At 68.5% G+C, this 18,053-nt stretch carries 15 protein-coding genes; 3 read left to right on the top strand and 12 right to left on the bottom strand.

Annotated elements, in window-relative coordinates; translation table 11 throughout:
* Position 1 precedes the first annotated feature (1 nt).
* Genes ACVXZ4_RS06560 through ACVXZ4_RS06535 form a run of 6 tightly spaced genes read right to left on the bottom strand, consistent with a single transcriptional unit; the run spans position 2 to position 6,654 of the window.
* The gene (locus ACVXZ4_RS06560; RefSeq protein ID WP_461797431.1) at positions 2 to 1,219 is read right to left on the bottom strand and encodes a CaiB/BaiF CoA transferase family protein; all 1,218 of its coding nucleotides are present in this window, start codon (positions 1,217 to 1,219) and stop codon (positions 2 to 4) included.
* Positions 1,216 to 2,724 carry an aldehyde dehydrogenase family protein gene (locus tag ACVXZ4_RS06555; RefSeq protein ID WP_461797430.1) on the bottom strand — a complete coding sequence of 503 codons (1,509 nt, stop codon included), beginning with the start codon at positions 2,722 to 2,724 and terminating at the stop codon, positions 1,216 to 1,218. The genes ACVXZ4_RS06560 and ACVXZ4_RS06555 overlap by 4 nt, the downstream gene beginning before the upstream one ends.
* A gap of 48 nt (positions 2,725 to 2,772) precedes the next feature.
* Complete coding sequence (locus ACVXZ4_RS06550) at positions 2,773 to 3,549, bottom strand: enoyl-CoA hydratase (RefSeq protein WP_461797429.1); 777 nt, start codon at positions 3,547 to 3,549, stop codon at positions 2,773 to 2,775.
* The gene (gene mmsB / locus ACVXZ4_RS06545; protein WP_461797428.1) at positions 3,546 to 4,445 is read right to left on the bottom strand and encodes a 3-hydroxyisobutyrate dehydrogenase; all 900 of its coding nucleotides are present in this window, start codon (positions 4,443 to 4,445) and stop codon (positions 3,546 to 3,548) included. The genes ACVXZ4_RS06550 and mmsB overlap by 4 nt, the downstream gene beginning before the upstream one ends.
* Positions 4,442 to 5,521, bottom strand: a complete 1,080-nt coding sequence (locus ACVXZ4_RS06540; RefSeq protein ID WP_461797427.1) for an enoyl-CoA hydratase/isomerase family protein — start codon at positions 5,519 to 5,521, stop codon at positions 4,442 to 4,444. Before ACVXZ4_RS06540 ends, mmsB begins: the two co-directional genes overlap by 4 nt.
* Positions 5,518 to 6,654, bottom strand: a complete 1,137-nt coding sequence (locus ACVXZ4_RS06535) for an acyl-CoA dehydrogenase family protein (protein ID WP_461797426.1) — start codon at positions 6,652 to 6,654, stop codon at positions 5,518 to 5,520. Before ACVXZ4_RS06535 ends, ACVXZ4_RS06540 begins: the two co-directional genes overlap by 4 nt.
* 216 nt (positions 6,655 to 6,870) lie before the next feature.
* On the opposite strand from ACVXZ4_RS06535, the gene ACVXZ4_RS06530 reads away from it, so the two are divergent.
* A complete protein-coding gene (locus tag ACVXZ4_RS06530; RefSeq protein ID WP_461797425.1) occupies positions 6,871 to 7,416 on the top strand; it encodes an MOSC domain-containing protein in 546 nt (181 codons plus the stop codon).
* A gap of 11 nt (positions 7,417 to 7,427) precedes the next feature.
* Here ACVXZ4_RS06530 and ACVXZ4_RS06525 read toward each other — a convergent pair whose 3' ends face one another.
* Positions 7,428 to 8,081, bottom strand: a complete 654-nt coding sequence (locus tag ACVXZ4_RS06525) for a pentapeptide repeat-containing protein (protein WP_461797424.1) — start codon at positions 8,079 to 8,081, stop codon at positions 7,428 to 7,430.
* A gap of 121 nt (positions 8,082 to 8,202) precedes the next feature.
* Between ACVXZ4_RS06525 and ACVXZ4_RS06520 the strand changes: the two genes are divergently transcribed.
* Both ACVXZ4_RS06520 and ACVXZ4_RS06515 read left to right on the top strand, forming a co-directional pair.
* Positions 8,203 to 12,153 (top strand): SCO7613 C-terminal domain-containing membrane protein, encoded by a 3,951-nt coding sequence (locus ACVXZ4_RS06520; protein ID WP_461797423.1) that lies wholly within the window; start codon positions 8,203 to 8,205, stop codon positions 12,151 to 12,153.
* Between the two features lie 143 nt (positions 12,154 to 12,296).
* Positions 12,297 to 12,473: a DUF2510 domain-containing protein gene (locus ACVXZ4_RS06515; RefSeq protein WP_461797422.1), complete on the top strand. Its 177-nt coding sequence runs from the start codon at positions 12,297 to 12,299 to the stop codon at positions 12,471 to 12,473.
* 41 nt (positions 12,474 to 12,514) lie between these two features.
* Here ACVXZ4_RS06515 and ACVXZ4_RS06510 read toward each other — a convergent pair whose 3' ends face one another.
* The 5 genes from ACVXZ4_RS06510 to ACVXZ4_RS06490 all read right to left on the bottom strand — a co-directional run bounded on the left by ACVXZ4_RS06510 (position 12,515) and on the right by ACVXZ4_RS06490 (position 18,053).
* A complete protein-coding gene (locus ACVXZ4_RS06510) occupies positions 12,515 to 13,186 on the bottom strand; it encodes a response regulator transcription factor (RefSeq protein WP_461797421.1) in 672 nt (223 codons plus the stop codon).
* Positions 13,187 to 13,216: 30 nt separating this feature from the next.
* Positions 13,217 to 14,581 carry a sensor histidine kinase gene (locus tag ACVXZ4_RS06505; RefSeq protein ID WP_461797420.1) on the bottom strand — a complete coding sequence of 455 codons (1,365 nt, stop codon included), beginning with the start codon at positions 14,579 to 14,581 and terminating at the stop codon, positions 13,217 to 13,219.
* A 76-nt stretch (positions 14,582 to 14,657) separates the two neighbouring features.
* Positions 14,658 to 16,124 carry an amidohydrolase gene (locus tag ACVXZ4_RS06500; RefSeq protein ID WP_461797419.1) on the bottom strand — a complete coding sequence of 489 codons (1,467 nt, stop codon included), beginning with the start codon at positions 16,122 to 16,124 and terminating at the stop codon, positions 14,658 to 14,660.
* A complete protein-coding gene (locus ACVXZ4_RS06495) occupies positions 16,121 to 16,753 on the bottom strand; it encodes an FMN-binding negative transcriptional regulator (RefSeq protein ID WP_461797418.1) in 633 nt (210 codons plus the stop codon). Before ACVXZ4_RS06495 ends, ACVXZ4_RS06500 begins: the two co-directional genes overlap by 4 nt.
* Positions 16,754 to 17,075: 322 nt before the next feature.
* Positions 17,076 to 18,053 (bottom strand): Fpg/Nei family DNA glycosylase, encoded by a 978-nt coding sequence (locus ACVXZ4_RS06490; protein ID WP_461797417.1) that lies wholly within the window; start codon positions 18,051 to 18,053, stop codon positions 17,076 to 17,078.

Here is an 18,053-nt window from a genome sequence, read left to right as displayed (position 1 = left end):
GTCAGGAGGCTGTCGTTACGCTGGCGGTCTTGACGATGCCCGCGGTGATCAGTCCTTCCACCTGGTCCTCGGTGAGACCGAGCGCGGCGAGCACCGCCTCGGTGTCTTCGCCCAGCGCGGGCGGGGCCTTGCGGATCGGCAGCGCCCTCCCATCAACGGAGATCGGTCCGCGGAGCAACGGCAGGTCGCTGCCATCGGCCCGAGTCACATGCTGCACCATGTCGAGGTGCTTCACCTGCGGGTCGTCGAACACCTGCTGGTAGTTGTAGATCGGTCCGGTGGGGATGCGTGCGTTGCGCAGCGCTTCGACCCACTCGAGCCCGGATCGCGCCGCGAGGGCCTGCTCGATCCGCGCCGTGAGCGCGTCGCGGTTGGTGAGGCGCAGTGATCCGGTGGCGAAGTCTGTCTCGGACGACAGCCCCGGATCACCGATGAGAATACAGAGGTCACGCCACTGCTTGTCGTTTCCGACCGCGATGATGATCGGGATGTCCGCCGTCGCGAACATCCCGTAAGGCGCGAGCACGGGGTGGTTGTTGCCCTGGGGTTCGGGCACGACCCCGGTGCTGAGGTACCGCTGGCCCTGGAAGGCGGAGATCGCGATCGCCGCCTCGAGAAGGGAGGTCGACACCTCGAGCCCGTCGCCGGTGCGCTCCCGACCGACGAGCGCCGCGACGATCCCGAATGCCGTGAACACACCCGCGTAGATGTCGATGATCGGGATGCCCACCCGGTACAGCTCGGCGGAATTGCGGCCGGTGACCGACATGAGCCCCGACATCGCCTGGGCCACCTGGTCGAGCCCGGCGGTCTGGCTGAGCGGACCCGTGCTGCCGAAGCCGCTGACGGAGGCGACGACGAGCGAGGGCTTCTCGGCACGCAGTCCCGCGACATCCAGCCCCATCTCGGCCATCACGCCGGGCCGGAAGTTCTCGATGACCACATCAGAGGCCAGCGCCATCCGGCGAAGAAGCGCCTTGCCCTCCGGGGTGTAGAAATCGAGGGCGATGGAGGACTTGCCGCGGTTGACCGAGTCGAAGTAGAGGCTGTGCTCGTTCTCGAACGGCGGCCAGCTGCGCGTGGAGTCCCCGCCCTTCACGCTCTCGACCTTGGTGATCGTCGCACCGAGGTCGGAAAGCAGCGCGGTGGCGTAGGGCCCGGCGAGGGCGCGGGTGAGGTCGAGTACCCGGATTCCGTCGAGCGGCAGCGGGGCGGTCATCCCTTCAGCCGCACGTTGATCTGCTTGGTCTGCGTGAACCCGGCCATCATGCCCTCGAGAGAGACCTCCCGGCCGATCCCGCTCTGCTTGTAGCCGCCGTAGGACTGGCCGACCACCTGGCCCCCGCCCTGGTTCACCTGCACCCAACCGGCCTCGACCCGGTGTGCGGTGTTCAGCGCCGCGTCGAGATCGTGGCTCCAGACGAAGGCGGCGAGCCCATAGTTCGAGTCGTTGGCCATCCGCACCACGTCGTCGACCTCGCGCCAGGGAATCGCCACGAGCACCGGCCCGAAGATCTCCTCCTGCGCGAGCCGGAAGTCGTTCCTGGCCCCGGCGAACACCGTCGGGAGGTGGTAGAAGCCCTCGGTGAGCGGCCCCTCGGTCGGGGCGGAGCCGCCGAGCGCCACCGTCATCGCCGAGTTCGCCCGGCCGTCGGCGAGGTAGTCGTCGATGGACGCGTGCTGCTTGCCGTTGATGATCGCGCCCATGTCGGATGCCTCGTCGAGCGGATCCCCGACGGTGAGGTCACCGAGCTTGCCGACGAGACGGTCGAGCACCTCGTCGTAGATGTCTTCGTGGAGGAAGAGGCGGGATCCGGCAGTGCAGCTCTGGCCCTGCCTGGTAAAGCGGGAGGCCAGCAGCAGTCCGTCGATCAGGTCGTCGTCGACGGCGTCGGGGAAGACGATCGACGGGTTCTTGCCACCCAGTTCGAGCGACACGTGCGCGAGCCGCTCTCCAGCCTGGCGACCGACGCCGCGACCGACCTCGGTGGATCCGGTGAAGGAGACCTTGTCGACCCCGCGATGGGTGGCGAGCGCCGACCCGATGAGGCTGCCGCGACCTGTCAGGGCATTGACGACCCCGACGGGAAGGTGACGGTTGCAGACCTCCGCGAGAAGCAGGATGGTGAGCGGTGCGTCATCCGCGGCCTTGAGGATCACGGTGTTGCCTGCGGCGAGCGCCGCCGGCACCTTGAAGCCGGCGATCATGAGCGGCGAGTTCCAGGGAAGGATGCACGCGACGACGCCGAGCGGTTCGAGGCGGGTGTACTGCAGCTGGTTGTCGCCGGCCGGGAGCGTTGTGCCCTTGACCTCACCGGCGATGCCGGAGAAGTAGCGGAACAGCGCGACGAGGGTGGTCACCTCCGGGCGGGCTTGGGTGCGAAGCGCGTTGCCGGTATCCAGGGCGGTGAGGCGGGCGAAGTCCTCGGCACGGGCCTCGATCTCGTCGGCGATCAGCGCGAGCGCGCGGGCCCGCTCGGTGAAGTGGCGAGCGCGCCAGGCCGGGAACGCGGCACGTGCCGCTGCGACCGCCCGGTCGACATCCTCGACACCGGCCGCCGGAACCCGGCAGATCACCCGGCCGCGGTGGGCCGGGTTGGTGACGTCGCGCCATTCGCCGGTAGCCGATTCGACCTTCTCGCCGCCGATCCACATCGGCTGGTCGGGGCCGGGGGCAGTGGTGAAGGTATCGACGGCGCCGGGGAGGAGGGCGGTATCTGACATGCGGCGGTTCCTATCGTTCGGGAGGGCGGTGAGCTCTGGCGGGTCGTTCTAACGGTTAGCGAAGCTCGGGGAGCGCTTCTCGACGAAGGCGCGCATCCCCTCCTTCTGGTCTTCGGTGGCGAAGACGGAATGGAACACCCGGCGCTCGAAGCGGATGCCGGCATCCAGCGTGGTCTCGAAGGCCGCGTTCACGACCTCCTTCGCGAGCATCGCGACCGGGAGGGACATGCCGGCGATCGTGGTCGCGGTGGCCATTGCATCCTCGAGCAGGCCGTCGGCGGGCACGACCCGGGCGACGAGACCGGCGCGCTCGGCCTCGGTGGCGTCCATCGTTCGGCCGGTGAGGATCAGCTCCATTGCCTTGGCTTTGCCGACCGCGCGAGTGAGTCGCTGCGATCCTCCGATGCCGGGAATCACCCCGAGCTTGATCTCAGGCTGGCCGAATTTCGCCGTGTCGGAGGCGATGATGAAGTCACAGATCATGGCGAGCTCACACCCGCCGCCGAGCGCGTGGCCGGAGACCGCCGCGATGAGCGGGGTGCGCACCGCCGCGAGCCGGTCCCAGCCGGAGAACCAGTCGGAGAGATACATGTCCATGTAGGTCTGCGTCGCCATCTCCTTGATATCGGCCCCCGCCGCGAAGGCTCTGGCCGACCCGGTGAGCACGATGGCGCCGATGTCCGTGTCGGCATCGAGCTCGGTCGCAGCCGCTACCACATCGTTCATCAGGGCGAGATTCAGCGCGTTGAGCGCCTCCGGCCGGTTGAGCGTGATGAGCCCGACTCGCCCCCGGCGCTCGAGCAGGATGTTCTCGTAGTCGGTCATGCCACCCTGCCTTCGGAGTTGTCGCGGATGGTATTAATGATGGCCGAGAAGTCGAGGCCGGCCCCGCCCTCATCCGCGAATCGCCGATAGATGGATGCCGCGACCGGTCCGAGCTCGGCGGCCGTGCCGGTCGCCTCGAGTGCCCCGAGTGCGAGCCCGAGGTCCTTCGCCATGAGTGCTCCCGCGAATCCGGGCTGATAATCGCGGTTGGCAGGGCTCGCGGGCACCGGTCCCGGCACCGGGCAATTGGTGGTGAGGGCCCAGCACTGGCCGGATGCCGTCGAGGCGACATCGAAGAGCGCCTGGTTGGACAGGCCGAGTCTCTCCCCCAGTACGAAGGCTTCACTCACCGCGATCATCGAGATGCCGAGGATGAGGTTATTGCAGATCTTCGCAGCCTGGCCCGCTCCCGAATGCCCGCAGTGCACGATCCGGCCTCCCATCACGGCGAGGATCGGCTCGGCCGCCGCGAAGTCCGCTTCCTCGGCGCCGACCATGAAGGTGAGGGTGCCGGCGGTGGCGCCGCCGACCCCGCCGGACACCGGGGCGTCTATCCCGCGATGCCCGGCGGCGACGGCGAGGGACCGGGCGGTGCGTGCGTCGGCGACGTCGATAGTGGAGGAGTCGATGAAGAGGGTGCCCGGTGCGGCCGCGGCGAGCAGTCCGTCGGAGTAGGCGTCAATCACGTGCTTTCCGCTCGGGAACATCGTGATCACGACCTCGGCGCCGTCGACCGCGGCGGCGGCATCCGCTGCGACCGTCACCCCGTTCGCCGCCGTATGTTCCCGGGCTGCGGGCACCGGGTCGTAACCGGTCACGGCATGGCCGGCCCTCACGAGGTTGGCCGCCATCGGGCCGCCCATGTTTCCGAGTCCGAGGAAGGCGATTCTGGTCATGGTGTTTTCCTGTCTCCGGCGGCTGTCGTCGATGACAGGCCGAGTTCACGGTCTCCGAGGTCCTCGAAATAGGCCTCGACGTCTGTTCTGGTCACCTCACCGAGAGTGGGCGGTGACCAGTGCGGCGAGCGGTCCTTGTCGATCACCTGCGCGCGCACGCCCTCGACGAGCTCTGTGCCCCGCACGAACCGCAACGAGACCCGGTACTCCTGGTCGAGCACCTGCTCGAGCGTCTCGAGCGACCGGGCGCGGCGCAGCGACTCGAGGGTCACGCTCACCGCGGTCGGCGACTTCGTCAGGATCACGGATGCCGCCTCTCTCGCCGCGTCGACCGGCGAGGCCGAAAGCGAGGCGACGATGTGTGCCGGGTCGTCGGATGAATAGCACTCGTCGATCCAGTCCCGCTGCCCGAGCAGGGCGGATGCCTGAGGTTCGGTCGCGAAGGCGACGACCGCCTCTGCGGCGTCCCGCGTTTCGAGCGCGAGGGCGAGGGCGGCGAGGTGGTCGGACGGCACGAAATGATCGGCGAGCCCGAGGGCGATGGCGTCGGAGCCGGTGATCGCACCGGCAGTGAGGCCGAGATGCGTGCCGAGTTCGCCCGGTGCGCGGGACAGCAGGAAGGTGCCGCCGACATCCGGAACGAAGCCGATTCCGGTCTCGGGCATCCCCAGCCGGGTTCGTTCGGTGACGACTCGCACCGAACCGTGCGCGGAGATGCCCACACCACCGCCGAGCACCACCCCGTCCATGAAGGCGACGTAGGGCTTCGAGTAGCGGGCGATGTGCGCGTTGAGGGCGTACTCATCCGCCCAGAACCTGGCGGAGGTGTCGCCGCCCGCGATCGCATCGCGATAGATACCCACGATGTCCCCGCCCGCGCAGAGGCCACGCTCCCCCGCGCCGGTGATCAGCACGGTCGACACCGAGTCGTCGTGCTCCCACTCGTCGAGAGCGGCGGCGATCGTCTGCACCATGGCGTGGGTCAGGGCGTTGATCGCCTTCGGCCGGTTGAGCACGAGGTGACCGAGTCGACCACGGCGTTCGACCAGCACCTCCGCATCGGGGAGAAAGGTCACGATTCCGCCAGGCTTCGGCCGATGATGAGCCGCATGATCTCGTTGGTCCCCTCGAGGATCTGGTGCACTCGCAGGTCTCGCACGATGCGTTCCAGTCCGTACTCTGCGAGATAACCGTAGCCGCCGTGCAACTGGATGGCCGAGTTGGCGACGCTGAAGCCCGCATCGGTCGCGACCCGCTTCGCCATCGCACACAGCCGCACCTTGTCGGAATCGCCGCGGTCGAGGGCGTCGGCGGCGCGGGCGAGCAGGGTGCGCGCCGATTCCAGCTCGGTGTCCATGTCGGCGAGCTGGAAGAGCAGTGCCTGCTTCTCGATGAGCGGGCCGCCGAACGCCGTACGTTCCTTCAGATACGCCACAGTCTTGTCCAGAGCCGCCTGTCCACCGCCGAGCGAACAGGCGCCGATGTTGATGCGCCCCCCGTCCAGTCCGCTCATCGCAATCCCGAACCCGTCACCCTCCTGCCCGAGCAGATTGCCGACGGGCACGCGGACGGCGTCGAAGAAGACCTGGCGGGTGGGCTGGGCGTGCCAGCCCATCTTCTTCTCGAGGGGTCCGAAGCTGAGGCCGGGGGTCGAATCCGGAACCACGATCGCGCTGATGCCGTGGCTGCCGTTGTCGGAGGTGCGGGCCATCACGACATAGAACGCCGAAGAGCCCGCGCCGGAGATGAACTGCTTGACCCCGTCGATCACATAGTGCTCGCCGTCCCGCACCGCGCGGGTACTGAGGGCCGCGGCATCCGATCCCGCCCCGGGCTCGGTGAGGCAGTAGCTGCCGAGCGCCTCCATCGAGGAGAGCCCGGGCACCCACTCGGATCGCTGGGCCTCGGTGCCGAAGGTGTCGATCATCCAGGTGACCATGTTGTGGATCGAGATGTAGGCGGCGATTGTCGTGTCGCCCTTGGCGAGCTCTTCGAAGATGAGCACGGAGTCGGCACGGGAGAGGCCGGAGCCGCCGAACTCCTCGCGCGAATAGATGCCGCCCATTCCGAGCTCGCCGGCCTGGCGCAGCACCTCGACGGGGAAGTAGTGCGTCTCATCCCACTCCGCGGCGTGTGGCGCGAGCGATTCCGTGGCGAATTGGCGCACCATCTGCACGATCGCCGCCTGGTCTTCTGATACTGCGTACATCGGCCGCCTTCGTGCGCGTTCGGGAATGATTCGCGCCAGGTCCCGGCCGCTGCCGACCGACCCTGGACGCTCAATCCAATTTACTAGGACTTCCGAGTAATTTTACTAGGACTTCCGAGTAAATTTCCTGAAGCTCCCGGGCCTGCTGCCGCGGGAGACGCCCCCTTGCGCCGATCCTCGCGCGGCAGCTCGAACTCAGTTTGCGAGAATGAGCGGATGACGAGTGCATCCGTGGTCTCCGTGAGTCGGGACGACCGCCACCGATTCAGCAAGCCAATAGTCGAGCGGATCCTGCTGCTCGAAGGCCTCGGGATCGAGGGCGACGCGCACTGCGGCGCGACCACGCAGCACCGCTACCTGGTGAAGAAGGATCCCACGCGGGCGAATCTCTGCCAGGTACACCTGATCGGGGTGGAACTCTACGACGACCTCGTGCGGGAGGGCTGGCAGATCTCCGCCGGCCAGCTCGGGGAGAACGTGACCACTCGCGGTATCGAGCTGATGTCGTTGCCGACCGGGAGCATCCTGCACCTCGGCGCCGAGGCCCGGATCGAGATCACCGGCAAGCGGAGTCCCTGCAGCCAGATCAACGGCTTCCAGCCCGGACTGGTGAAGGCAGTCTTCGGTGCGGACGAGACGGGCCGACGGTCGTCGCGCGCCGGCATCATGGGGATCGTGCTCGCGGGGGGCGCCGTGCGATCGGACGACGTGGTGCGAGTGGAGCTCCCGGCGGGACCGTTCCGCCCGTTGGTCGCGGTCTGACCCCTTTCCGGTCAGTCGACCGCGACGCCGAGATAGCTCGCGAAGAGTGGCGCAAACAGCGAGAGCTGGTAGTCGTCGATCGTCACTCCACGCAGGCCGTCGAGACCGTTGACCGTCGCGAGGGTTGTCGATCTCAGGTCGACATCCGCCAGCACCGCCCGCGTGAGGTCGAGAGTCTCGATCCGGCAGTTTCGCAGCGCGATTCGAGTGCCGCGACAGCCTCCGAGATCGAGATCGGTGATGGTGCAGTCCTCGATCAGCAGGTCGGTGATTTTCGAGGTGCGCAGGTTGAGATAGTCGATCTTGCCGCCACTGACATGTACTGACGTCAGATCCGCTTCGAAGAGCTCTGCCGAGCCCCAGCGGGGATTCACGACGAGAACGTCGCGCCAACTGGTTCGCGCGGCCAGCAGGGACGGCGCGAATGAATCGGTGAGTCGGCACTCGACGAATCGTGAGCCTCGGAGCTGGGTGCCGTCGAGGATCGGGGTCGAGAATTCGCACTCTGTGAACACACTCCCGGTGAGGTCGCGTGCGCTGAGATCGGAATCGCTGTAGCGCTCGCGGTCGCGCTCATCGTTTCGCAGGAGAGATGCACCATCGACCTCGTCGAGCACCGGGAGCACTGCGAGGTCGATTCGGGGAGGTCTGGCCGAGGCAGTCACGCCCTCCACTCTTCCATGTTGCACTCGCTCGTCGATTCGTCCACCGCTGCGCGAGTTGATGGATCCTCGCTGTCTCCGCCCACTAGCCTGAGCGCACGACCGTTCGAGGGGGGACCAGGACATGGCCGAAGCGAACTCGGATACCGGCAAGGGCGGAACGGGCGATGCCGTCACGCCGAGGGAAGCCGGCGAAGGCGCCGTCGAAGGGATCGACTTCCGCCGATTCGCCGGCCGCGCACTTTTTCCCCGATCTCCCTCTGAGCTCACCGACACCTCCGTGTGCCCCGCATGCTTCACCGCGCTGGTGGCGCCCGTCTGCCGTGCCTGCGGGCTCGACCTTTCGAATCCGTCGGCGGCGGAGATCGCGACCCTGTCGGGGCGGACCGCTACCCTTCTCGATCAGCGATTGGTGGCGATCGGACGGATCCGATACGAGAGTTCGCTCGCCGCTGTCGCCCCGGTCACCACTGCGGGGACCGCCAGCCACCCGCCCAGTGCGACGACGACCCTCTCTTTTCCGATTCCCCTCCCGCCGCTGGTCCCACGAGCTGCTGACGCCACGGCGCCGCCCCGGCCCCCCGCTCCGCCTCTCCCCCTCGCTCCCGAACCGGCCGCGTCTCCGCGTCGATCGAGCGTGCAGGTGATCCTGCTCATCGTGGGAATCTCCCTGCTCTCGGTCGCCGCGATCTTCTTCCTCGTCTACGCCTTCATCAACTTCGGTATCCTCGGCCGATCGCTGATCATCGCCGCCATCACGATCGCGTCGTTCGTGATCGCCTCGGGGTTGCGACGGCGCGGGCTCACCGCCACCGCCGAAGGCATCGCCGTGCTGGCGGTGGTGCTCGTCTACCTGGACGCGTTCGCGGTGCGGGCCAACGACTTCTTCGGGCTCGCGGCGGTCGACGGGGCCGCGTTCTGGGGATCGGCTCTCATCACCAGCGCGGTGGGGTTCTTCCTCTGGCACCGGATCTCGGGACTTCGCACTCCCAACATCGTCGCGTTCAGCGCTGTGGTTCCCGGAATGGCCCTCCTCGTCGGTGGCCTCAGCGGTGCGGCTGATGACGGCGGTCGCGCCTTCTTTCCCTTCGCCGCCGCGACACTTGCCGGCGCCGTCCACGTTCTGGCGTTCCGCCCGGCGACCGCGGACCGCCCGGCGATCGTCGGCCGACCCGAACGCATCATCACCCTCGGCTTCACCGTCGGCGCCCTCCTGGTCGCGTTCGCCACCGCGGCCTCGGTGGCTCCGCCGGTTGCGTGGGCGGCGACCCCCGCCTACCTCGTGGTCGCGGCGCTGGCCGCCCTTCACGCCTGGTTGGTGGGCTCGAGATCCAAGATGCCGCGGCCGGGAATCGCCCGTCTGTTCGCGGCTGTCTGCGGGGTCTCGGCGGGTGTCGCCGTCGCCGCCGGCGCCGTCCGCACCGGCGATTTCACGATCGTCCTGATCGCTGCGCCGATCGCGGCCTCCGGCGTCGCGCTCGGTTTTGAATTCGCGTGGCGCCGATCGATCCGCGCTGGGGGCCTGACTCCGTCCCTTCGACGCGAGTGGGTCGGCGCGACGGCCGGCGCGGCGACTATCGCCGCCGTCACCCTCGTGCCGCCGCTCGCTGTTTCCGTGCGATCGCTGGCCACTGTGGTCTCGCGAGCGGTGTCGTCTTCCTGGACGCTCGACCCGCGAGACGAGCTGCTGCCTCCGTCCGCCCCGGCGTGGCTGGCGGTCGTCGCGCTCGCGGTGTGCGTGCTGATGTTCGTCGCGGCCCGTGCCGCGAGCGGCACCCTCGCCCGTCTCGCCGCGGTCTTCGCCGGCGGCGGCGCGGCCGTCCTGGTGCTCGCGGTGCCGCTTCTCGACGCCCTCGCCGCGGTGTCCGCCGGTTGGCTGGTGATCGCCGTGATCTCGCTCGGCACACTGCTCTTGTTGCAGCGCCGGGCAGCGGCTGCCCGGCTGCGGGCACCGCTGATGGTCACGGCGGGCGTTTCCGGCGCGCTGGGGTATCTGGTCGGGTGGGGCAGCACTTCCACCTGGTGGATCGGGACGATCGTGGGCGTCGCGCTGCTGCTCGCGAGCCGGATGCTGACGACGAGACCGTCCGTCCGCGCGACGGCGCTCGGGACATCCGTCGTCGTCGTGCTGCTCGGCGCCGCGGCCGGTGTGCGCCAACTCGCTCTCCCCTCCTTCCCCGACTCGACCTCCGACCTCGGCAACGCTCTTCGCGCCGTGAGCATCGTCGCGGTGGTGCTCGTCACGCTTTCTGCCATCCGTCCGCTGGCCGGAATCTCGACGCTCGACAGCAGGGTGCTCTTCTGGATCGGCGCGATCTCGGCCGCTGGATCTGTCATTCCCCTCGTCCTGATCGACGGATCGCTCGCCTCAGGGATCCGGATGTCGCCGCTTCTGCCGGAGCCCGGCACCGGCCTCGCGGTAGTGGCAGCCCTCCTCGCCGCCCTGCTGGTCGTTGTGGCGAGATCGCGCGCACGAATGCCCCTCGAGCGACTTGTCGCCTCGGTCGCTCTCACGCCGGCTCTGACGCTGACCCTGGATCAGCTCGCCCGTGTGGCCGGCCTCCCGGAACTCGTGCGTTCGGTCGGGTCGATTTCGGCCGCGCTGATCGCCGCCGTCGGGGTGCTCGCGGCCTCCACCGTTCACGCCCGAAGGATGGCGCCGGCCGCAAGCCGGCCGAGCAACGGAGATTTCGGCGACCGCGTAGCGCGGGAGGCCGGCATCCTTCTCGTCGCCGTTCCGAGCGTCATCATCGGAGTGTTCCGACAGGACTCCGTCAGCTGGCTGATGCTGGTGGTCGCCGCGCTTGTGATGCTCGCCCTGGCGACGAGTCCCGATGGCTTGTTCGGGTCGTCCTCTCCCCGTCGCCAGCTGGGCTGGGGCGCCCTCGCCCTCGCGACGGCCGGACTCTGGTGGCGGCTCGGCGACGCAGGAGTCGTCGCGCTCGAGCCGTACGTATTGCCCCTCTCCGGCATGGTGCTGATCGTCGCGCTGATGGTCTGGCGCGCACAGCGGGGGGCCGAGACATCCGCCCCCGATCTTGTCGCCCCGATCATCACGCTCGTTGCGCTTCTCGTCGCGATCCTCCCCCTCGCCGGGATCTCCGCCTCGGGGCCGTTGCTGCGCCCCGTCGTGGTCTTCGGCGTCTCGGCCGCACTGCTGGTCGTGGGAAGCGCGGTGGTCGGGACAGCTCGATCGCGCCCTTTCCTCGACTCGATGGCGCTCGCCGGAGCACTCGGTGTCCTCACCGTCGTGGTGGGCCGCAGCGCGATCCTCGGCTCTCAGCCGTTGCCTCCCGACATCGCTCTCGATACCTGGCTGGCCGCGGGGCTGCTGGTGCTGCTCGTCGCCGCGTTCGGCCAGGCCCGTGATCGTGGCGACCACAGCGAAACCTGGCGGCTGTTCGCGGGCCGGGTGCTCGGGGGGCTCGGCCTCATCATCGTGCTCGGGTTCGAGGTCTCGGCGTTCGGAGACACGGCCCTCGGCTCCCTCCGTGCCATCGCGGTGATCCTGCTCTTCTCCGCCGTCCACGTGCTCTGCTTCCTCGTCGACCGCAGGCCCCTCACCCCCGTCATCGGATGGATCGCGATCTCCGGCGCTGCCCTCGCGGTGATGGCGGGCGTCGTCACGGGGGCCCTGCACCCGCTCGAGCTGGGATCCGTCCCTGTGGCGGCCGCCCTCGGCATGACAGGGGCGCTCACCCTTTCCCGCGTGCCGACTTCCCGGACCTGGCCCTGGCTCGCGCCGGCGACGGCCGTCCTCCTGATTCCCTCACTCGTCGCGACCGCGGGCGATCCCGCGGTGTGGCGGCTGGTGGCGCTCGGTGTCGTCGGCGTCGCGATCATCGTCGCGAGCGCTGTCCTTCGCCTCCAGGCGCCCTTCCTGATCGGCGCCGTCGTGGTGCTCATCCATGCTTTCGCGACGTTCGCGCCGCAGATCCGGGCGGTCTACGAGTCGGTCGAGTGGTGGCTCTGGTTCGTTCCGGTCGGCATCGCCGTGGTCGTTTTCGCGGCGCGATTCGAGAAGAGCGTCCTGCGGATGCGCAGCGTCGCGATGCGCATCCGGGCGCTCCGCTGACGGGCGTCGGATACCTCGAGTCGAGGATTGCCCACACCCCCCCATTCGGGGGTCTGTGCTGTCCCCCCTAAGGGGGACTATCGTGATCTCACCGCACCCGAAGTGCCCTCCGCGGTAGGGCAAATCCCCACAGGAGCTCCCCGATGCCTTCAGTGAACAACTCGCCAGTGCCCGCCGGCTGGTACCGCGACCCGCTTGGCCTGCCCCAGCTGCGCTGGTGGAATGGCCTCAGCTGGACCAATCGCATCGAAGAACACCGTCCGGAGATCCAGATGGCGACACCCGAGGACATCGAGTCCGACCTGGTCGGCGCACGCTGACCTCTGTTCTATCCGCAGACGGTCACCTCCACCCGGGGAGATCAGCGCTGCAACCAGGCCAATACCGCGAGAACCCGGCGGTGGTCGTTGCCGGAATCGTCGAGGCCCAGTTTCTGGAAGATCGACGTGACATTCTTCTCCACTGCGCCCGTACCAACCACCATGGCTGCAGCGATCGCCGCATTCGTGCGACCCTCCGCCATATGAGTCAAGACTTCACGTTCCCTGGGCGTGAGCGAGCCGAGCGGGTCGTGTCGGCGCCCGAGTAACTGTGCCACGACTTCGGGGTCGAGCACTGTTCCGCCCGACGCGATCCGCTCGATCGCTTCCTCGAGCTCGGCGAGCGATGCCACCCTGTCCTTCAGCAGGTAGCCGATGCCGCCCGTGCCCGACGAGAGCAGTTCCTGTGCGTACGCGATCTCGACGTACTGCGAGAGCAGCAGGATGCCGAGCTTCGGCATCAGCTCGCGGGCCCGGATCGCGGCCCGTACACCCTCATCTCGGAAGGTGGGGGGCATCCGTACGTCGAGCACCACGAGGTCCGGGCGCTTCTGCTCGAGATCGGCGAGCAGCGAATCCGCGTCCGGATAGGATCCTGCCACCTCGAGGCCCGCTTCGATGAGCACGCGAACCAACCCCTCGCGGAGCAGCACGGAGTCGTCGGCGACGAGCACCCGAAGGGGCAGGGCGGCAGGGCGGGGCGATTCGGTCACGCCCCAACCCTAGAGGCAGGGCCACACTCCTCAGGAAGCCGGGAGTAGCGCCGTAATCACAGTCGGTCCACCGGCCGGGCTGTCGATCGCCAATCGCCCGCCGAGGCCGCGCAGCCGTTCTTCGAGGCCGGCCAGTCCGTGGCCCGCCATCACAGTGGCGCCCCCGGTGCCGTCATCCGTCACCGAGAGCTGCAGTTCGACCGCCGCGCCGGCGAGCCCATCGGTGAGCCCCACACGGAGCCCGACCCTCGTCGCAGAGGCGTGCTTCGCCACGTTCGTGAGCAGCTCGCTCGCGACGAAGTAGGCGTTCCGTTCGATTTCTTGCGGAAGCACCACCGGGGTCGGAAGCGAAGTCGTGACTTCGACCGGCACAGGACTCCGAACCGCGAGCGACTCCAGGGCCGCCACCAGGCCTCGGTCGAGCAGGATCGGAGGCGCGAACCCACGAGAGAGTGCGCGAAGCTCCTCGAGGGCTTCCTTCGACTGTTCCATCGCCTCGGAGATGAGGCTGCGCGCGGCATCCGGATCGGCGTCGAGCTGACGTTCAGCGGCGGCCAGGTCCATCTGCAGTCGCACCAGGCGTTGCTGCGGCCCATCGTGGATGTCGCGCTCGAGTCGACGCAGCGCCGTACCCTCCGCAGAGACGGCGGCGGTTCGCGACGCCGAGAGATCGGCGACCTCCCCCTGCAACTCGGCGATACGGAAGCGTCCGAGCATCCCGACGGCGATGAGGTAATGGAGCATCGTCATGCCTCGCGTGATGAACGGCAGCGTGATGGCGAAGACGAGACCGAGGAGGAAGAAGATCAGGTTGTCGGCGAGCACGGGATCGACGCCCCAGCCCGACAGGAAGGTCTGCTTCACCCAATCCGAGACGCGCCAGTCGCCCCGGCCGGATGGGATGAACATCGAGTAGAACCAGTAGGAGAGGCCGGAAAGTGCGACGACCGTCCAGGTGAACGAGACGATCCAGGTGAACAGTCCGACCGCGAAGTTGACCACGAGGCCGTGCAACAGGTACAGCCAATAGTGCGGATTGAGCAGCGTGCCGAAGAGGCGAGCCCAGAATCCGGTAGCGACCGGCTTGGTCCACACGGGAGGCGCAATCGCCGGGCGGCCTGCTCCGCGGAGCCTGGCGAGTTCGAGCATCCCGAAACCTCGCGCCGCCCAGAGGGTGCCGATGATCACGAAGACACCGAAGAAAGTGACCAGTGTGCCGAAGCCGGTCGAGATGCCCGTCACCAGCACGGTGAACGAGACGATCACGATCGGCAGGGTCGGCAGAAGGAAGCCGAGTTCGCGAGGCAGGCCACGCCACAGGCTCCCGTAGAGGGAACGCGGGCGCGGGGCGGGGGTGGTCACAGGGTCCAGAGTGGCAGAGTCGGCGAAGGTCATGGGTCAAGCCTCGCGACGAACGTGGAAGCGCGACAGCAGGCTGCCACACCGACCGCCGGTGGGGTTAGCCCCCGGGTCAGCCCAGCACGGAGTGGGTGAAGCGACCAGCCACCAGGGTCGCTGTCACCGGCATCGACCGGAGTTCGGAGTCCGTTGACGTGAGCGGATCGATGTCCACCACACACAGGTCGGCGACGTCCCCCACGGAGACGCTGCGACGACCGTGGGCCGATGCCGCGATCGCCTCGGCCACGCTGATCGACTGTTCCGGATGCCAGGCGGGCAGGCCGTCGCGCGACCGGCCGACGGCCGCCGCGATCGTGATCCAGGGGTCGAGCGGGGCGACCGGGGCATCAGAACCGAGCACGACCGTCGCGCCGGCATCGATCAGGCTGCGCAGCGGGAACGCCCGCGATGTGCGGCCCGCCCAGTAGCGGTCGGCGACCTCGCGGTCATCCATCGCCTGCTCGGGCTGCAGGCTCGCGGTGACACCGAGGGCGGCAAATCTCGGCAGGTCCTCGTGGCGCAGCAACTGGGCGTGCTCGATGCGTCCGTGGCATCCGACCGCCTCGAACGAATCGAGGGCGATGCGGTTGGCGTCGTCGCCGATCGCGTGGACGGCGGGCAGGATGCCCGCGGAAGAGGCGCGCCGAAGGAGCGGCACCAGGTCTTGCGGGGACACCGTGAGCATGCCGTGCGAGTGAGGGTGACCCTCGAGACCCGGATACTCGTCGACGCAGTAGGCCGTGCGGGTGTTGAGCGATCCGTCGATGAGGATCTTGAATGGGCCGACAGTGAGGAGCCCCCGGGTGCCGGCGACGACGTCCCCGGTGCGCCGACCGGCCGCGATGGCGGCATCGAGGTGCTCCGTGTAGATCCCGGCGGCGATGCGCAGCGTGTCGGAACCGGTCGCCATCCGACGCTGCCAGATCGCGAGGTTGTCCGCCATCTCGAAGTCGACGACTCCCACGACCCCGCGGCCCGCAGCGGATGCCGCCGCCTCGGCCACCCAGCCGTCCAGCACGCTTCCGGGCACATCCTGGAGTGCGTCCGTGACCCGGAACGCCTCGTCCTCCCGCAGGATGCCCGTGGGATGACCGCCGAATCCGAAACGCTCGAGCGCCGCAGAGTTGAGCCAGCAGCAGTGCAGGTCGCCACTGACGAGCACCGTGGGCAGGGCCCCGGTGGCGTCATCGAGCACCGCGGCGGTGGGCGAATCGGGCCACAGACCGTCACGGAACCCGAAGCCCACCAGCGGGAGACCGGGCTCAGGGGGTCGCACAACGGCGGCGGCGGCCATGATCGCCGCGGCCTCGGCGGCAGAACCGGCCGCCGCGACATCCACTCTCCGCTGCGCGAGGGCGTGCTGGCTGAGGTGCACGTGGTCGTCCCAGAGTCCGGGCACGACGTGCCGGCCCTCCAGGTCGATCGACCGCGGCGCAGTGAGCCCGGGGCCCGCCCGCACGATCGTGCCATTCTCGATCAGAAGGTCGACCGGGTCTCCCCCGTCGATGCGGCCGTTGCGCAGCACCAGCCCCGTCACGGGCGCTGTTCCGTGACCCTCGGGTTCGCCCGGCGCATCTCGGCGGCGAGCGGCGGGCTCGAATATGCGCCCTCACCCTCGAGCTTGTCGATGATGCGTTTCACGACCGCGGGGTCCTTGTTCTGGCTCAGCTTGAGCCGGGCGTCGAACCGCGTGACCCGAAGCCGGAGGCCCACGGTGCCGGTGGCGATGTGGCGGGCCTCCGTCTCGTCGATCTGCAGCGAGACCGGGTGCGGCATCCGCTGTTCGAAGTGATCCACCAAGTGGCCGAGGACAGCGAAGTTCTCGTCGTCAGGCAGCAGTTCGGGGGTGCCATACAGGTGAGCTGTCACGTGGTTCCAGGTGGGCACGAAGTCGTCGCTCTCGTACCACCCGGGTGAGATGTAGCCGTGGGGTCCTTGAATGATCATCAGGATCTCGTGCTGTCCGAGCTCGTGCAGGCGCTCGTCGGGCCGGCCGACATGACTCACGACGCTGATGCCCTCGGCATCCTCCTCGAGAAGAACGGGATAGTGCGACGCGACGATTCCCGTCGAGGTGGTGGAGACGATCGTGGCCCAGGGGTTCTCGCGCACGAGTCGCTTCACCTCCTCCGGATCGGTGAGCAGGTAGTGAGGCGTGTAGCGCATTGGTCCATTGTGCTGCAGCCGGCCGGTCACGGCCCGCAGCCGGCGGTGTTCCGCACACTGGCGCCGAGGGCGGATATCCGCCCGACCGGCCGGCGGGTTGCCCCGAACGTGCGGCATGTCGGCAAAGGGGTCCGCTCTGGGCCCGGCTCGCGGCGGACCAACTGGTCGGGCCGGCGCGGGAACGTTCACGATCATCAGGACGATGTCCTGAGGAACAGGATCCTGCAGAACAAAAACCTGCAGAACACGCGCCCGCGGGAGAGGACTTGGGGCCGACTTGGGCCCCGCCAGAGATTCCCCCCGGCGAAACACGGGCCCGAACTCAGGCCTGATCGGTGGGGCACCAGTAGAGCTTTCGCCCGCCAAGCTCCTCAAGCAGGATGTTGGTGCCACAGACCCGGCATGGAAGACCGGCCCGGTGATAGACCCAGTGCCGGTCATCCCGGTGCGCGAGGGCCCGGCGGTAGGCGGCGGGCTTCAGCCCGTCCATGGTGAGCATCTGGCCCGTCTTCACGCCGATGGCGAGAAGGGCGCACCAGTCTCGCCACAGGGCACGCAGCGTCTCCTCCGGCACGAGCCGGCCAGGGGTGTGCGGGTTGAGCCGCGCGCGGAACAGCAGTTCGGCGCGATAGACGTTGCCGATGCCGCTGACGACGGACTGGTCCATGAGCAGCAGCGCGATCGCCGTCGGTTTCTTGCGGACGACACTCACGAATCGCTCCTCACCCACCGACTGGTCGTCGACGAGCGGATCCGGACCGAGCTTGGCGATCGCGGCATCCACCTGCTCGGGGGTCTGCACCTCGCACGCGGTGGGGCCGCGAAGATCTGCGACCGTGTCGTGGGTGAGCAGCCGCGCGCGGACGGCGCCGATCGGTTCTGGCGGGAAGTCGGCACCCGAATCCCGCAACACCTCCTGCTCCGACATGCGCAACCGGGTGCGTCGCGGCGCTCCGATGCTCGAGAGCGAGTCCTCGGCGGCATCCGCGTCCAGGATCGTGCCGCGCTGGTTGGTCTGCCCCATGCGACCGCCGGCTGAGGCGACGGTCGCATCCGCGGTGAAGTCCCCGGCGAAATCCCACGCTCCGTAGAGCCCGAGGTGCACCCGCAGCCAGAGGTGATTGTCGAACTCGAGGAACATCTGTTTGCCGACGGCGCGCGCGTCGATCATCCTGTGCCCGTCGAGGCGGGCCGCTCCCTCGGCGAAGCGCCCCTGGGGTGACGACACTTCCGTCTCCTTGCCCACGAAATGACGGGCGAACTGGCGAGCGATGCGGTGGACGGAATGACCCTCTGGCAC

The sequence above is a fragment of the Lacisediminihabitans sp. FW035 genome (assembly GCF_054880895.1).
The sequence above is the reverse complement of the archived record's forward strand: the minus strand, read 5'-3'. Positions and strand labels throughout refer to the sequence as shown.

Coding starts and splice junctions, on each gene's coding strand:
- ACVXZ4_RS06560 (WP_461797431.1), bottom strand. CDS start 1,219: ATGACCGCCCCGCTGCCGCTCGACGGAATCCGGGTACTCGACCTCACC.
- ACVXZ4_RS06555 (WP_461797430.1), bottom strand. CDS start 2,724: ATGTCAGATACCGCCCTCCTCCCCGGCGCCGTCGATACCTTCACCACT.
- ACVXZ4_RS06550 (WP_461797429.1), bottom strand. CDS start 3,549: ATGACCGACTACGAGAACATCCTGCTCGAGCGCCGGGGGCGAGTCGGG.
- mmsB (WP_461797428.1), bottom strand. CDS start 4,445: ATGACCAGAATCGCCTTCCTCGGACTCGGAAACATGGGCGGCCCGATG.
- ACVXZ4_RS06535 (WP_461797426.1), bottom strand. CDS start 6,654: ATGTACGCAGTATCAGAAGACCAGGCGGCGATCGTGCAGATGGTGCGC.
- ACVXZ4_RS06530 (WP_461797425.1), top strand. CDS start 6,871: ATGACGAGTGCATCCGTGGTCTCCGTGAGTCGGGACGACCGCCACCGA.
- ACVXZ4_RS06520 (WP_461797423.1), top strand. CDS start 8,203: ATGGCCGAAGCGAACTCGGATACCGGCAAGGGCGGAACGGGCGATGCC.
- ACVXZ4_RS06515 (WP_461797422.1), top strand. CDS start 12,297: ATGCCTTCAGTGAACAACTCGCCAGTGCCCGCCGGCTGGTACCGCGAC.
- ACVXZ4_RS06505 (WP_461797420.1), bottom strand. CDS start 14,581: ATGACCTTCGCCGACTCTGCCACTCTGGACCCTGTGACCACCCCCGCC.
- ACVXZ4_RS06495 (WP_461797418.1), bottom strand. CDS start 16,753: ATGCGCTACACGCCTCACTACCTGCTCACCGATCCGGAGGAGGTGAAG.